The following is a 13,967-nucleotide window of genomic DNA, read 5'->3' as shown; positions in this document are numbered from 1 at the left end:
GAGTTAGCCCCGCTTCAACACCTTGCCCTTCTTGAAGAAATCCGCCCACGGATCGGCTTCCGAAAGCCGTTTCAGCGTCGTCTTGTCGCCGATCGGGAAGGCGTTTGGCGGCAAGCCGGCCTCGATCTCGGCCCAGGTCACCGGCATCGACACCGTCGCGCCCTTCTTGGCCCGCGACGAGTACGGTGCGACGGTGGTCGCGCCGCTGCCGTTGCGCAGATAGTCGACGAAGATCTTTCCCGTGCGCGCCTTCTTCGACAGCGTCGCCGTGTAGCGGTCCGGCGCGCCTTGCTCAAGCGCCCTGGCGAAATCATGGGCGAAGCCTTTGACCTCGGCCCAATCCGCCGACGGTTTCAGCGGCACGACGACATGAAAGCCCTTGCCGCCCGATGTCTTGACGAAATTGGGCAGCGACAGCTCATCGAGCTTGGCCCTGATGTCGAGCGCCGCCTCGCGCACCGCTTTCACATCGACGCCTTCGTCGGGGTCGAGATCGAAGACGATCTGGTCCGGCTGTTCAAGCTTGTCGATCGTGCAGCCCCAGATGTGGATCTCGACCACGCCGAGCTGGACCAGCGCCGCGATGCCGTCGAAATCGCGGATGAACAGGATTTCCTCGCCATCCGTGGGATCCCTGGTCTTCTCGATCTTCGCATGCATGCCGGCCGAGGCATGCTTCTGGAAGAAGCGCTGGCCGCCGACGCCATCCGGCGCCCTGACCAGGCTGAGCGGCCGCTCGACAACGAACTGCTTCATGCGCGGCCATACCAGCGCGTAATGATCGAGCAGGGCCCGCTTCGAGATCTTTTCGTCGGGCCACAGAAGCTTGTCCGGGTGGGACAGCTTCACAGTGGTTTTCGCCGCCGTTCCTGCCGTATTGGCGTTTGCCGCCGGCTTGGCCTTGGCCGGGCCCTTGCCTGTCGCCGCCTTATCTGTCGCTGGCTTCGGCTTTTCCTGCACGACTTCCTCCGCCGGCTTGTCCTCGCGCAGCCCCTGGAACGAAGCATGGCGTATTATCCGGTCCGACGTCCAGCTGCGAAATTCCACTTCGCCAACCAGTTCCGGCTTGACCCAGACCAGGCCCTTGCCCTTCGGCACGGCCGCATCGAAGGGCGAGGCGTCTGTCTTCAGCGCATCGAGCTTCTTCTTCAGGTCGTTGGCGCCCTTGGTGGAGAAGCCGGTGCCGACACGGCCGGCATAGTGCAAGCTGCCGTCTTCGAAATAGCCGACCAGCAGCGAGCGCAGGCCGCGTCCGGTCTTGTCCGACGGCAGATAGCCGCCGATGACGAATTCCTGCCGTGCCGTGCATTTCGATTTGACCCATGTCGGACCGCGCCCGCTGCGGTAGGGCGCGTCGGCGCGTTTCGAGACGACGCCTTCCAGCCCCATGCGACAGGCATGTTCCAGCATGATCTTGCCGGGTTCGGTAAAATGGTCGGAGAAGCGCACCGCCGCATTGTCGGCCTGCTCGCCGAGCAGGTCCTGCAAGGTGTGCTTGCGCTCGACCAGGGGTTCACGGCGCAAATCCTTGCCGTCGAGCCGCATCAGGTCGAAAATATAGTAGAGGAAGCGGTTTGTCCGCTTCGCCGACAGATCCTGCTGCAGCAGCGCGAAGGACGACACGCCGCTGTCGGCCAGCACAACGATCTCGCCGTCGATGATGGCATCGCTGCATTTCAGCCCGGCGAGTTCGGCCGTGATCTCGCCGCCGAATTTTTCGGTCCAGTCCAGCCCGGTGCGGGTCAGGAGCCGAACGTCGGTGCCGGCGATCTGCGCCTGCATGCGGTAGCCGTCGAACTTCACCTCATGCAGCCAGTCCTGGCCCGAGGGTGCGTCGCGCTCCAGCGTGGCGAGCTGCGGCTCAATGAAATCGAGCTTCTTGCCGGTTTTGGCCTTGCTGGCGGCCGGCTTGTTCGAATGCCAGACCTTCGGCTTCTCGCCCTTGGCCGCCTTGCCCTCACCGACCTCCTCGATCGTCAGGCCTGACTTCACCGATTTCGGCTCGTCTTGCAGAATATCCTCGCCGGGGCGTGCGGCAGCATCGTCGGACTTGATCAGCAGCCAGTTGTCCCGTTTTTCGCCTGGGCGCGGCCGCAGCCGCACCAGATGCCATTTGCCACGCAGCTTGTGGCCCTCGAGCTCGAAGTTGATGTGGCCCTTCGCCATCATCTTGGCCGGATCGCCCTCGGGCATCCAGGTGCCCTCGTCCCAGACGAGGACCGAGCCGCCGCCATACTCGCCCTTGGGGATGGTGCCTTCGAAGCCGGCATAGTCGATGGGGTGATCCTCGACATGCACGGCCAGCCGCTTTTCGTGCGGGTCGAGGCTGGGACCGCGCGTCACCGCCCAGCTCCACAGCACGCCGTCATGCTCAAGGCGAAAATCGTAATGCAACCTTGTAGCGGCATGCTTCTGAATGACGAAGATGCCGCCGTGCTTCTTCCCGCGCGCAACCTTGCCGGCCGGCTCGGCCGTCTTCCTGAAGTCCCGCTTCGAATGGTACTGTTCGAGGCTGCTGGCCATCTCGTATCCTCAGGCCGATTTGCGCTTCGGCGCGACGCTTTTCGCCTTGACGCGTTTGGCCGCCGGCTTGGCTTTCGCCGAGGATGGCTTCGTTGATCCTGAATCCGACGACAGGCTCTTCTTCAGCGCGTCGAACAGGTTGACGACATTGGAGGGTTTGGGCGCCGCCTTGGCTTTCGGCGCCTTGTGCCCTGCCTTCTTGGCGCGGATCAGTTCGAGCAGGGCTTCCTCATATTTGTCCTCGAATTTCGAGGGATCGAACTTCGTCTTCTTCTTGTCGATGATGAGCTCGGCAAGGTCGGTCATCTCCTGATCGGGCTTCACCGCCTCGATGTCGCCGAAGACGGTCTCTGGCTGGCGCACCGTATTGTCGTAGCGCAGCGTGGTCAGCACCATGCCCTTGCCGAGCGGCTCGATGACCACCGGACGCTCACGGCGGTAGAGGACGATGCGCGCCAGCCCGGCCATCTTCTTGCCCGCCATGGCGTCGCGGATGACGGCGAAGGCATCTTGCGAAACCTTGTCGGCCGGCGCGACATAGTAGGGCGTGTCGAGATAGATCTGCCGGATCGAGGATTTGTCGACGAAGCCGTCGAGGCTCATCGTGTGCGAGGTTTCGATCTGCACCGCCTCGATCTCGTCCTCCTCTATATGGACGAAATCGCCCTTGTCGATCTCGTACCCCTTGATCTCGTCGCCCTCCTCGATCGGCTTGCCGGTCTCGGCGTCGACATAGATACGCTTCACCGTGTTGCCGGTCTTGCGGTTCAGGATGTGGAACGAGACCTTATCGGCATGGGTGACGACATTGGTCAGTTCGATGGCGCAGGTGACCAGCGAGAGCTTCAGATAGCCTTTCCAGGCCGGGCGCGGCGCCATGATGATTTCCCTTGACAAAGATCAGCTGCAACGGACGACCACCCCGATGGGTTCCAACCGGCTGGAGCCGGCGCGGTTGCCGCCGGCCCCGGCTGTCAGCCCCTATTCGGCGGCTTGCAGGTTGATCTTGCTTTCCGCGATTTCGGTCAGCTTGCGATCCGTCGCCTGCTCTTCCCTGAGGTTCTTGGCCAGCACATTGGCGCAGTCGCTGCGGCCGAGCTGCTTGGCCCAAGCGATCAGGGTGCCATAGCGGGTCATCTCATAGTGCTCGACGGCCTGCGCGGATGCGATCAGCGCGGCGTCGAGAACATCCTTGTCGTCGACATCGCCACTGACGTCGTCGGCCTCCTCGAGAATGCCGTCGATGGCCGGGCAGTTAACCTGCTTGGCCTTTACGCCATGCAGCTCGAACACCTCTTCGACGCGTTCGATATGGCCCTTGGTTTGTTCGAGGTGTTTTTCGAACCCGGCCTTCAACTGCGGATCGGTTGCCTTGCCGACCATCTTCGGCAGCGCCTTCTCGATCTGCTTCTCGGCATAATAGATGTCGCGCAGCGTGTGCACGAAGAGATCGTCCAGCGTTTTGATGTCCTTCGAAAAGAAACCCATGATTTCAACCTTTCCATTGCTCTTGCTTGTGTCGAGAATTGCGGCTCGTCAGTGGCAATGCCTCTGAGCCGGCAATGCCGGTCCTAGGATCCCAACGTCCGCTGCGCGGGGCGGTTCCGGCCTACCGGCCATCCGGCAAGGAAATTCCAAGGGCGGCACGAAAGCTGAAACACAAGCGCGCCAAGGCGACATTCAAACGAAACATATGTGATGCAAAAGTCACACCGGACGAAATGGCGACAAAAGGCACCGAAACACCCCGAATCAGCCGCATTCCGGCCACGAAGCGACGGGTTTCCGACCAGAAATTAACATCACGTTCACTGAGTATTCACGCCTCGATGCTATCGTTCCCGCAATTCGGAAGGGACATCCGAAAATCGGGACAGGGACCAGGTAAAATGAACTTCCTCACGCACCTCATCGGCTATGTCGCCGCCATCCGCGAATTCGTCGCGCCGACCTATCGGCCCGAGCGCTATTACATGCGCGGCCCCGGTCCGGCCTGCGCCCGTCGCGGCACGTCGCTGGGTGCGCACTGACCATGACTTTCGAAAGCCGCCACAACAGCCGCATCTGCAGGCCGGGCATCGAGACCCGCGCCACCGCCTATCGCCCGACTTTCACCGACAGACGGCGGGTCCCGCACGCAAGCGCGCTCTAGCATGCGCGATGGGCCTAACCTGTCGTGAACTTGGTATGTCCACAACGGGTCGTAAAGCGAACTTGGCTCACTTCCGGAGAGCGGACATTACGAGCCGCTTGACCTATGTCCGCTTGCGGGCACGAACATAAAGGCGGTTTCGACCATTGCGGAATTCAACATCAACCGCGAGCAATCGGCCTAGGTGTTCTCCATTGTATGGCTTAGACTCGCCGCATGGGACTATTGACCTTCAGCATCAACGTTACCCTGGATGGCTGCGTCGACCACAAGGAGGGCATTGCCGACGACGAGACGCACGCCTTCTTTACCCGCCTTATGGACGAGGTCGGGGCGATGCTGTGGGGTCGCGTCACCTACGAGATGATGGAGAGCTACTGGCCGGCAGTCGCCCGCGGCGACGAGGAGGCGCCGCCGGCGATACGCGAGTGGGCGGTCAAGCTGGAGGCCAAGCCGAAGTACGTAGTGTCGTCGACGCGAAAGTCCTTCCCGTGGACCAACAGCCACCACATCGCCGGCGACCTCCGCAGGGGCGTGCAGAGGCTCAAGGACGCGACCCCGGCGGGCGTGCTCCTCGGTAGCGGCAAGCTTGCGACCGAGCTGGACCGGCTGGATCTAATCGACGAGTACAAGCTCCTCGTCCACCCTAGCATAGCCGGCCACGGTCCGACCCTCTACCAGAGCGGGCTGCCCAGCACACGACGGCTCGAACTGATCTCGGCCAAGCCGCTCCGCAACGGCGCGGTCGCCATGCATTACCGGCGCGCGCGCTGACTTATAGCAGCTTCTTCCCGCCCAGCTCACGGGAGCTCGGTTGATCAGGCCGGAGACTTTGTGGGCAATGGCGGCTTTCCACCCCGAACGGTATCTCACGAGGTCCGCTTTTGGGCAGCGACCCCATCAAAGGCTTGGTCACGGCTTGCACAGCCTGTTCCCCAAATCCTGAACCGCGCCCTGAGCGGCCTTGCCTGGCTGGCGCGCATCGGCATGGTCCGCTCGCTGTCGCCGCTCGCCCCGCTGATGCATTGGGCGTCCAATCGTGGCCGAAGGCGGCCAGCTGAGGCTGATCCTGCGGCGCTGGAGCATTCTCGGCCTGCCATTGCCGATGTGGCTCTGCCCGCGCTCGACCTCCTTCGAGACCGTCGAGGACGGAAAATTCCGCTTCCATGTCGAGATTTCACACCCGCTCACCGGCCTGATCGTGCGCTATCGCGGCTGGCTGAAGCCGGTGGGTTCACAGGGCTCGAGCGAGATCGTGTCGCCCGCCGTCTTGCCGAGTTCCAGGCAGCCCTGAACCGTGCACAGCGTCCAGCCATCGCCGGTCGCGCCGGAGGCGGCGAGCAGGATTCGACGCTGCGCGCCCATCTTGGGCGCATAGAGCCACCAGCCGTTTTTCAATATCGCACCGTCAGGCGGCTCCATGCCGGCCCCCGAGCCCTTGATGCGGGCTTCTATCACCTGCAGGCCGGACGGTGTCACCCTCCAGTCCTCCTCCCAGCGCGTCCGTTCCACCGAATGGGTCCAGGCCAGCGTGAAGGCGGCTACGCCAAGCGTCACCGTCTTGCCGGCGGCGAGGATGCACAGGCTCATGCGGTTCCTCGTTTGAGCAGGATCTCCTGCGAAAACCGGGTCCCGTTTTTTGCGTTCGCTGACCTTTGGTTCGGGATCATGCCCTGGCCGGCGCCTGCCGCGCACGCCAGACATGCCAGCCGATCCAGGCCAGCGACAGCGCCCAGCCGGTCTCGTCGGTCAGCGGCACCGCCGCCACCAGCAGCACGCCGGCGGCGAAGGCGACGAGCCGCTCCCACCAGGCCATGCGCGCGGCAAGGAAGCCGACCGCGGCAGCGCCCCACAGCACGATGCCCATGCACGCCTTGAGAACGATGTAGGCGACCTCGACGGGATAGCCGAACTGCGCGGCGATCGGTCCGGCGTCCTGCAGCATCAAAGCCGGCGTATAGACCGCCATGAACGGCACGACGAAGCCGGCAATGGCAAGCTTGGTCGCCTGGATGCCGATCTTGAGGCCGCTCTCCCTGGCCATCGGCGCTGCGGCGAAGGCGGCCAGCGCCACCGGTGGCGTCAGGTCGGCCATGATGCCGAAATAGAAGACGAACATGTGGCTGACGACCAGCGGCACGCCGAGCGACAGCAGCGCCGGCCCGGCCAGCGACGAGGTGATGATGTAGTTGGGGATGGTCGGGATGCCCATGCCCAGCACCAGGCAGGTCAACATGGTCAACACCAGGGACAGAAACAGATTGTTCTCGCCGATCGAGATGATCCAGCCGATAAAGGTGGAGGCCACGCCGGTCAGCGTCAGCGTACCGATGACGATGCCGACGATCGCGCAGGCGATGCCCACCGGCAGCGCGTTCTTTGCGCCTTCAGCAAGAGAGTCGATGCAGATTTGCAGCGTCTCGCGGCCGCCCTTGAAGGCAAGGCAGGCAATGACGAGGGCCGCGATGACAAGGCTAAGGATGTTGACGCCGAATTTCATGAAGGAGGCGGCGGCAAGCCCGAGCGCCAGCCAGAAGACGACGCGGAAGGCGAGCGGCCCGATCAGCGCCGCCAGCGGCGTACCGAGGATCAGCACGATGGTCAGCGCGAGGCCCATCGTGCCGGCGAAGACCGGCGTGTAGCCGGCGAACAACAGGTAGATCAGTGCCGCGAGCGGCAGCACCAGCGGCCAGTGTTGTCGCACCGCGTCCCAGGGGTTTGGCAGGTCCGCCTTGGCCATGCCGCGCAGGCCTGCCTTGCCGGCCTCCAGATGCACCTGCCAGAAGCAGGCGCCGAAATAGAGCAGCGCCGGGATGATCGCCGCCTTGACCACGTCGGCATAGGGGATGTTCAGCGTCTCGGCCATGATGAAGGCGACCGCGCCCATCACCGGCGGCATGATCTGGCCACCCATCGAGGACGTCGCTTCGACGGCGCCGGCAAAGGCCGAGCGGAAGCCGAAGCGCTTCATCAGCGGGATGGTGAACTGGCCGCTCGCCACCACATTGGCGACGCCGGATCCGGAAATGGTGCCCATCAGCGCCGAAGACAGCACGCAGACCTGCGCCGGGCCGCCGCGCCAGGTGCCGACCAGCCCGAGAGCGAAATCGTTGAACAGCGCGATCATGCCGGCGCGTTCGAGGAAGGCGGCGAAGACGACGAAGATAAAGATATAGGCGGCCGAAACGTAGATCGGCGTGCCGTAAATGCCTTCGGTGCCGTAGGCGAAGGTGTCGACGAGCTGGGCGAAATCATAGCCGCGATGAATGAAGGGCGGCGGCAGATGATTGCCGACGAAGCAATAGGCGAGAAAGATGAAGGCGATGACCGCCAGCGGCAGCCCCATCAGCCGCCTGGCCGCCTCGAACACCAGCACCACCAGCCCCGCGCCGACGATCAGGTCCGGCGTGGTCAGAAAGCCGGAGCGCCGGATGAGGTCGGTATAGAACACCCAGTTATAGAGGCCGGTGCCGAAGCCGAGCAGGCCGAGTGCCCAGAAGAAGGCTTTTGCCGGCAGGCTGGTGGCGCGCAGATTGGCGATCAGGGCGAAACCGAGCAGCAGCAGGAAGCCGACATGCATGGCCCGCACCACCTGGCTCGGAAGGCTGCCATAGGCGGCGATGTAGATCTGGAAGGCGGAAAAGGCGACCGCGATGGCGAAGGCCGCCTTGCCGGCGATGCCGTCGCCGAAGCCCGGCGGCAACCCTTCGACCTGCTCTTCGCCCGGGGGGAGATGGGCGAGGGACGATTTGCCGTCGGCTATCCCTCCAGACGGTGTTTCGCTCATTGGATGCGCTCCCTAGCAGGCGAATTGCAGTGCCTCGCGAAGACATGTCGGATTGCCGCGATACCTTACTTCAACAGCCCCTTTTCCTTGTAATAGCGCTCGGCTCCCGGATGCAGCGGCACCGGCATGCCGTCGAGCGCCTTGGCCGGATCGATCGCCTTGGCGGCGGCGTGCGCGGCGGCGAGCTGGTCGAGATGCTCGAACAGCTGCTTGGTCATCTGGTAGGCGGTCTCATCCGAGACATCGGCACGGGTGATGAGGAAATTGCCGACGGCGGCCGTGGCGACATCCTCGCCCTGGCCTTCATAGGTGCCCTTGGGGATTACCACCGACAGATAGGGCGAGCCGATCCTGGCGACGTCTTCGGGCGGCACGGCAACGACATTGATCGGCACGGAGGTGGCGAGGTCGCGGATCGAGGCGACACCCAGCCCGGCCGATTGCAGCGTGGCATCGAGCTGGCGGTTCTTGATCAGCTCCACCGATTCGGCGAAGGGCAGGTATTCGACGCGGCCGAGGTCCTCATATTTCAGCCCGGCGGCGGCGAAGATGGCGCGCGCGTTGAGCTCGGTGCCGGAGGCCGGCGCGCCGACCGACAGGCTCTTGCCCTTGAGGTCGGCGAGCGTCTTGATGCCGGACTCCTGGCTGGCGACGATCTGGATATAGTTGGGATAGATGGCGGCGATGCCGCGCAGCTTGTCGAGCTTGCCGGGGAAGCCGGCCTCGGCGTTGCCTTCGGCGGCCATCTTGACGGAATCGCCGAGCGCGAACGCGATCTCGCCCTTGCCTTGCTGCAGGAGGTTGAGGTTCTCGACCGACGCCTTGGTCGCCTGCACCTGCGTGCGGGCACCCTCGATGCCCTTGCCGTAGATTTCCGACAGCGCTACGCCGAGCGGATAGTAAACGCCCGAAGTGCCGCCGGTCAGCACATTGATGAATTCCTGCGCCTTGGCCGACGCCGCACCAAGGACAAGTGAAAGCGCCATCGCGCCGGCAGCAACGAATTTCGTTCTGAAATTCAACATCTGGTTTCCTCCCTGAAATAGTGGCCGCATCACCTCCCTGATGCGAAGAGAGGCGAGTTTAGACAGCGAAAGGGAAATGCCAACCCGCAATTCCACGCGTTAGACGAATGGTTGAGAGGTCGCCAAACACATACCCGCTTGCGCAAGGCGCGGCCGGAGCCGAAAGTTTTTTCCGCAACCTGTCGAAATCGGTCGCCGACGCGCGACATACGTTCGGCCCGCAACGAAGCGGCCTTCCAAACCACGGGAGAAGACCCATGCGATACATGCTTTTGATCAACAACGATGAAGCCGCGCTGGCGAACACGCCGGTCGAGAAAGCCCAGCAGATGAGCGCGGCCTACGCCGCCTATACCGAAGCGTTGAAGAAGTCCGGTGCGTGGCTGGCCGGCGAAAGGCTGCGCCCGACCCAGGCGACGACCTCGGTGCGGATCGCCGATGGCAAAACCAACGTTATCGACGGTCCCTATGCCGACACCAAGGAGCAGCTTGCCGGCTTCTACATGATCGAGGCGGCCGATATCGATACCGCCATCGACTGGGCGGCGCGCTGTCCGGCGGCCAGCACCGGCACGGTCGAGTTGCGGCCGATCTGGGAAATGGCCGACTATATGCCCAAGTGACGGCGTGATGGACAGTCGCCCGGATATCGCCCGGGCGGCCGCCGAGGCCGCCGCCCGGGAAAGCTATGGCAAGCTGGTCGCCTGGCTCGCCGCGCGCACGCGCGACGTCGCCGCCGCGGAGGATGCGCTGGCCGACGCCTTCGCGGCGGCGCTCGAACGCTGGCCGCGCACCGGCGTGCCGGAAAAGCCGGAAGCCTGGTTGCTCGCCGTAGCCAGGCGGCGGCGTGTCGATGCGGTGCGGCGGCGGCTGACCAGCGAAGCCGGCCGTGACCATCTCAAGCTGATTGCCGAGGAAGCGGAGGCACGCATGACCGACGAGGACCTGCCGGACGAACGATTGCGGCTGATGTTCGCCTGCGCCCATCCGGCGATCGAATCCGGCGTGCGGGCACCGCTGATCCTGCAGACCATCCTCGGCTTCGATGCCGCGACGATCGCTTCCGCTTTCCTGCTCTCGCCGTCAACGATGGGCCAGCGCCTGGTGCGCGCCAAGAGCCGCATCCGCGAGACCGGCATCCCGTTCCGCGTACCGGAGCGAGCCGAACTCGGCGAAAGGCTGGACGCGGTGCTGGAGGCGATCTACGCCGCTTTCGCCGAGGGCTGGTCCGACCCGGCCGGTACCGAGACGCGACGCCGAAACCTCGCCACCGAAGGGATCTGGCTCGGCCGGCTGATGGCCTCGCTGCTGCCGGGCGAGCCGGAAGCGCTGGGCCTGCTGGCTCTGATGCTGTTCGCCGAGGCGCGCCGCGCGGCGCGGCGCGACCCGGCCGGAGAGTATGTGCCGCTCGCCGAGCAGGATCATGCATTGTGGGATCATGCCCTGGTCGACGAGGCGGAAGCCCTGCTCGGCCGCGCCGCCACCATGGGCACGATCGGCCGCTATCAGCTCGAGGCGGCGGTACAGTCGGCGCATGCCGCGCGACGGCTGAGTGGCCGCACCGACTGGGAGGCGATCCGCGGGCTCTACGAAGCTCTGTTTTCGATCGTCGGGTCGCCGGTCGTGGCGATCAATCGCGCGGTGGCGATCGCCGAGACCGAGGGCGCGGTGGCGGGGTTGGCGGCTCTTTACGTGCTGGGCGACGACAAGCGACTCGATGACTACCAACCCTACTGGGCCGCGCGTGCCGGCCTGCTAGCCAGGCTCGGCCAGGGACCGCAGGCGGTCGAAGCCTATGATCGGGCGATCGGCCTCGAGCGCGATCCGGCGGTACGCCGGTTCCTGCAGGCAAAACGCGCCGCGCTCAGACAGTGAGCTGTCAGAGCGCGGGCGACTTTCCGGACCATCCCGCTCAGGCCGGCCACATCTCGTGCGACGTGTTGAGCGTCTTCATGAGCGGATGCTCGCGCAACCGCGCCCACAGGCGTTCGATACCGGGCCAGGCCGCCCGCGCCATGTCGATGTCGGGATGCCAGGCCACCAGCATGACGAGATAGATGTCGGCCACCGACATCTTGTCGCCGGCGAGCCAGTCACGGCCGCGCAAGGCGGCATCGACGACGGCAAAACCGCGATCCATCTCGGCGACCGCCGCCTGTTTCACCGCCTTCGTACCTTCGGCATCCGCCGTGTAGCGATGGGCATAGTAGAACCGCAGGATCGCCGGATAGAGGGCCGACGACATGAACGCCATCCAGCGCAGGAACTCGGCGCGCGCCGGTTCATCGGCCGCCGGCGCCAGACCGGCCCGCGGGTGGCGCTCGGCGAGCAGGATGCAGATCGCCGCCGATTCGGTGATCGAGCGTCCGTCCGGCAAGATCAGCACCGGCACCTGGTTCAACGGGCTGATGGCGAGGAAGGCCGGATCGGGCGCCTCGGTCTTCGGCACGTCGATCTGTTCGAAATGCACATCGATCAGCGCCAGCGCCGCCTCGACGACGAAGCCGCCGCTGCCGGGACGTGTATAAAGCTTGTACATGGAATCCTCCCCGGCCAGTCGTGCGCGGGCCGGGGGTGATATGAACCGGAAGCAGGGGTCGGCTCAAGCTGCGCGCAGGCGGCCACGAGGAGTTTTTCAGCGGGCCAGGCGCTCGCGGGAAGAATGCGAGGGTTAAGCCCCCAGCCCCTCGAACAGGATCGTCGACAAATACCGCTCGGCGAAGTCGGGGATGACCACCACCAGCGTCTTGCCCTTGTTTTCGGGCCGCGAGCCGACGACGATTGCCGCCTGCAGGGCCGCGCCCGACGAGATGCCGACCGGCACGCCCTCGAGGCGGGCAATCAGGCGCGCATTGGCGACCGAATCCTCGTTGGAGACCTTGACGATCTCGTCATAGACCGTGGTATCGAGGATCTTGGGCGCGAAGCCGGCGCCGATGCCCTGGATCTTGTGCGGGCCGGGCTGGCCGCCCGACAGCACCGGCGAGGCATCCGGCTCGACGGCGACGACATGCAGCACGGGCTTACGCTTCTTCAAGACCTGGCCGACGCCGGTGATCGTCCCGCCGGTGCCGATGCCGGCGACGAAGATGTCGATCTCGCCTTGGGTATCGTTCCAGATTTCCTCCGCTGTCGTCTTGCGGTGGATTTCCGGATTGGCCGGGTTTTCGAACTGCTGCGGAATGATGGCGTTGGGGATAGTCGCGGCCAGTTCGTCGGCCTTGGCGATGGCGCCCTTCATGCCTTTCGGCCCCTCGGTCAGCACCAGCTCGGCGCCGAGCAGCGCCAGCATCTTGCGGCGTTCGACCGACATCGTCTCCGGCATTGTCAGGATCAGCTTGTAGCCCTTGGCGGCGGCGGCGAAGGCAAGCGCAATGCCGGTATTGCCGGATGTCGGTTCGATCAACGTGGTCTTGCCGGGCGTAATCTTGCCGGCTGCCTCCAGCGCCTCGATCATCGACACGCCGATACGGTCCTTGACTGAGGCGATCGGATTGAAGAATTCGAGCTTGGCGACCAGATTGGCGACGATGCCCTTCTCCTTGGCGAACTTGTCGAGCCGTACCAAGGGCGTATCGCCGATCGTGTCGGTGATGGAATCGTAGATACGGCCGCGGCCGGGCACGCGGGCTGAAGTGACGGGCTTGTTCATTGGTTTCGCTCCCTGGATTTCAGGCAATTGGCAGTAGCCGACAGAATAGGGCTTTCAGCCGCGCAAGATAGGCTGCGGCTGGAAAATATCCGAGTGGGGCCTGTGCTGAAAACGCCTGGACCCCGGAAAAGCATTCCTCGAAACAGCCGGGCCAGGGAATGGTTTGGTCGAAACGACCTACTGGCGAGCAGCGATCGCCGCCGCCGCGCCAACCATGAAGGCGCCGGCGGTGCGGTTCAGCACCTTGAGCGCGCGCGGCGACTTCAGGAACCAGCGCGCCTTGGCCGCCAGCGCCAGGTAAGGCACCAGCACGACGAACAGGACGACGAACGTCAGCGCGACGAGAATGCCGTAATCGGCAAGCGTGATGGTCTTCAGGTCGACGATGGTCGGCGTGATGGCGAGATAGAAGATCATCGTCTTTGGATTGCCGAGCGTCACGGTGAGGCCGGCGATGAAGCTCGACAGCAAGCCGCCCTTGCCCTTCCTGGCTTCGATGGTTTCGGGCGTTATGCCGGCGGTCCAGAAGCGCCAGCCGAGGAAAGCGAGATAGGCGACGCCGGCCCATTTGATCGCCAGGAAAACCATGCCGAACTCCTGCGCGACGAAGGCCAGGCCCAGCACCACGGCGGTCAAATAAGTGAGATCGCCAAGCATCAGGCCGAAGGACATGGCGAGCGACGAGCGAAAGCCCGAGCCCAGCGCACGTGCGACGAGCGCCGTGACGCCGGGGCCCGGGATGGCGGCGGCGACGCCAAGCGCGGCGCTGTAGGCAAGAAATCCGGTGAGGGTCATGGATTCGGTCTCGGATGAGGGCGCTTCATCGCA

The 13,967-nt window shown here is 64.4% G+C and carries 14 protein-coding genes; 5 read left to right on the top strand and 9 right to left on the bottom strand.

The genetic code is table 11. The features are described from left to right. Positions 1-3: 3 nt before the first annotated feature. From ligD to FJ434_RS19255, 3 genes are all read right to left on the bottom strand, one after another. On the bottom strand, positions 4-2,523 hold the full coding sequence (gene ligD, locus FJ434_RS19265) for a DNA ligase D (RefSeq protein ID WP_140749879.1): 2,520 nt from the start codon (positions 2,521-2,523) through the stop codon (positions 4-6). Positions 2,524-2,532: 9 nt separating this feature from the next. After that, positions 2,533-3,402, bottom strand: coding sequence for a Ku protein (locus tag FJ434_RS19260; RefSeq protein WP_140507046.1), 870 nt, complete (start codon positions 3,400-3,402; stop codon positions 2,533-2,535). Positions 3,403-3,504: 102 nt separating this feature from the next. Further along, positions 3,505-4,011, bottom strand: coding sequence for a ferritin-like domain-containing protein (locus FJ434_RS19255; protein ID WP_027142569.1), 507 nt, complete (start codon positions 4,009-4,011; stop codon positions 3,505-3,507). A gap of 401 nt (positions 4,012-4,412) precedes the next feature. Between FJ434_RS19255 and FJ434_RS19250 the strand changes: the two genes are divergently transcribed. From FJ434_RS19250 to FJ434_RS19240, 3 genes are all read left to right on the top strand, one after another. After that, positions 4,413-4,553, top strand: a complete 141-nt coding sequence (locus FJ434_RS19250; RefSeq protein ID WP_084636462.1) for a hypothetical protein — start codon at positions 4,413-4,415, stop codon at positions 4,551-4,553. Between the two features lie 338 nt (positions 4,554-4,891). After that, positions 4,892-5,449 carry a dihydrofolate reductase family protein gene (locus FJ434_RS19245; protein WP_140749882.1) on the top strand — a complete coding sequence of 186 codons (558 nt, stop codon included), beginning with the start codon at positions 4,892-4,894 and terminating at the stop codon, positions 5,447-5,449. Positions 5,450-5,780: 331 nt separating this feature from the next. Then, complete coding sequence (locus FJ434_RS19240; RefSeq protein WP_246673849.1) at positions 5,781-5,969, top strand: DUF4166 domain-containing protein; 189 nt, start codon at positions 5,781-5,783, stop codon at positions 5,967-5,969. On the opposite strand, the gene FJ434_RS19235 is transcribed toward FJ434_RS19240, so the two are convergent. The 3 genes from FJ434_RS19235 to FJ434_RS19225 form a co-directional block, all read right to left on the bottom strand. Next, on the bottom strand, positions 5,882-6,265 hold the full coding sequence (locus tag FJ434_RS19235; protein WP_140749888.1) for a DUF1850 domain-containing protein: 384 nt from the start codon (positions 6,263-6,265) through the stop codon (positions 5,882-5,884). The two genes, FJ434_RS19240 and FJ434_RS19235, sit on opposite strands and share 88 nt — an antisense overlap. Positions 6,266-6,341: 76 nt before the next feature. Further along, complete coding sequence (locus FJ434_RS19230) at positions 6,342-8,462, bottom strand: TRAP transporter permease (protein ID WP_140749891.1); 2,121 nt, start codon at positions 8,460-8,462, stop codon at positions 6,342-6,344. A 65-nt stretch (positions 8,463-8,527) separates the two neighbouring features. After that, complete coding sequence (locus tag FJ434_RS19225; RefSeq protein WP_140749894.1) at positions 8,528-9,487, bottom strand: TAXI family TRAP transporter solute-binding subunit; 960 nt, start codon at positions 9,485-9,487, stop codon at positions 8,528-8,530. Positions 9,488-9,744: 257 nt separating this feature from the next. Here FJ434_RS19225 and FJ434_RS19220 point away from each other — a divergent pair, with 257 nt between their 5' ends. Next, complete coding sequence (locus tag FJ434_RS19220) at positions 9,745-10,110, top strand: YciI family protein (RefSeq protein ID WP_140749897.1); 366 nt, start codon at positions 9,745-9,747, stop codon at positions 10,108-10,110. 7 nt (positions 10,111-10,117) lie between these two features. Beyond that, the gene (locus tag FJ434_RS19215) at positions 10,118-11,362 is read left to right on the top strand and encodes an RNA polymerase sigma factor (protein WP_140507038.1); all 1,245 of its coding nucleotides are present in this window, start codon (positions 10,118-10,120) and stop codon (positions 11,360-11,362) included. 37 nt (positions 11,363-11,399) lie between these two features. On the opposite strand, the gene FJ434_RS19210 is transcribed toward FJ434_RS19215, so the two are convergent. From FJ434_RS19210 to FJ434_RS19200, 3 genes are all read right to left on the bottom strand, one after another. After that, positions 11,400-12,026, bottom strand: a complete 627-nt coding sequence (locus FJ434_RS19210; RefSeq protein WP_140507036.1) for a glutathione S-transferase family protein — start codon at positions 12,024-12,026, stop codon at positions 11,400-11,402. A 132-nt stretch (positions 12,027-12,158) separates the two neighbouring features. Continuing rightward, the gene (gene cysK / locus FJ434_RS19205; RefSeq protein WP_140507035.1) at positions 12,159-13,139 is read right to left on the bottom strand and encodes a cysteine synthase A; all 981 of its coding nucleotides are present in this window, start codon (positions 13,137-13,139) and stop codon (positions 12,159-12,161) included. A 177-nt stretch (positions 13,140-13,316) separates the two neighbouring features. After that, positions 13,317-13,934 carry a LysE family translocator gene (locus FJ434_RS19200; RefSeq protein WP_140749900.1) on the bottom strand — a complete coding sequence of 206 codons (618 nt, stop codon included), beginning with the start codon at positions 13,932-13,934 and terminating at the stop codon, positions 13,317-13,319. Positions 13,935-13,967 lie beyond the last annotated feature (33 nt).

Origin of the sequence: Mesorhizobium sp. B2-5-13, assembly GCF_006440535.1 — a bacterium.
Taxonomy (GTDB): domain Bacteria; phylum Pseudomonadota; class Alphaproteobacteria; order Rhizobiales; family Rhizobiaceae; genus Mesorhizobium; species Mesorhizobium salmacidum.
The sequence above is the reverse complement of the archived record's forward strand: the minus strand, read 5'-3'. Positions and strand labels throughout refer to the sequence as shown.

Coding starts and splice junctions, on each gene's coding strand:
- ligD (WP_140749879.1), bottom strand. CDS start 2,523: ATGGCCAGCAGCCTCGAACAGTACCATTCGAAGCGGGACTTCAGGAAG.
- FJ434_RS19260 (WP_140507046.1), bottom strand. CDS start 3,402: ATGGCGCCGCGCCCGGCCTGGAAAGGCTATCTGAAGCTCTCGCTGGTC.
- FJ434_RS19255 (WP_027142569.1), bottom strand. CDS start 4,011: ATGGGTTTCTTTTCGAAGGACATCAAAACGCTGGACGATCTCTTCGTG.
- FJ434_RS19250 (WP_084636462.1), top strand. CDS start 4,413: ATGAACTTCCTCACGCACCTCATCGGCTATGTCGCCGCCATCCGCGAA.
- FJ434_RS19245 (WP_140749882.1), top strand. CDS start 4,892: ATGGGACTATTGACCTTCAGCATCAACGTTACCCTGGATGGCTGCGTC.
- FJ434_RS19240 (WP_246673849.1), top strand. CDS start 5,781: ATGTGGCTCTGCCCGCGCTCGACCTCCTTCGAGACCGTCGAGGACGGA.
- FJ434_RS19235 (WP_140749888.1), bottom strand. CDS start 6,265: ATGAGCCTGTGCATCCTCGCCGCCGGCAAGACGGTGACGCTTGGCGTA.
- FJ434_RS19230 (WP_140749891.1), bottom strand. CDS start 8,462: ATGAGCGAAACACCGTCTGGAGGGATAGCCGACGGCAAATCGTCCCTC.
- FJ434_RS19225 (WP_140749894.1), bottom strand. CDS start 9,487: ATGTTGAATTTCAGAACGAAATTCGTTGCTGCCGGCGCGATGGCGCTT.
- FJ434_RS19220 (WP_140749897.1), top strand. CDS start 9,745: ATGCGATACATGCTTTTGATCAACAACGATGAAGCCGCGCTGGCGAAC.
- FJ434_RS19215 (WP_140507038.1), top strand. CDS start 10,118: ATGGACAGTCGCCCGGATATCGCCCGGGCGGCCGCCGAGGCCGCCGCC.
- FJ434_RS19210 (WP_140507036.1), bottom strand. CDS start 12,026: ATGTACAAGCTTTATACACGTCCCGGCAGCGGCGGCTTCGTCGTCGAG.
- cysK (WP_140507035.1), bottom strand. CDS start 13,139: ATGAACAAGCCCGTCACTTCAGCCCGCGTGCCCGGCCGCGGCCGTATC.
- FJ434_RS19200 (WP_140749900.1), bottom strand. CDS start 13,934: ATGACCCTCACCGGATTTCTTGCCTACAGCGCCGCGCTTGGCGTCGCC.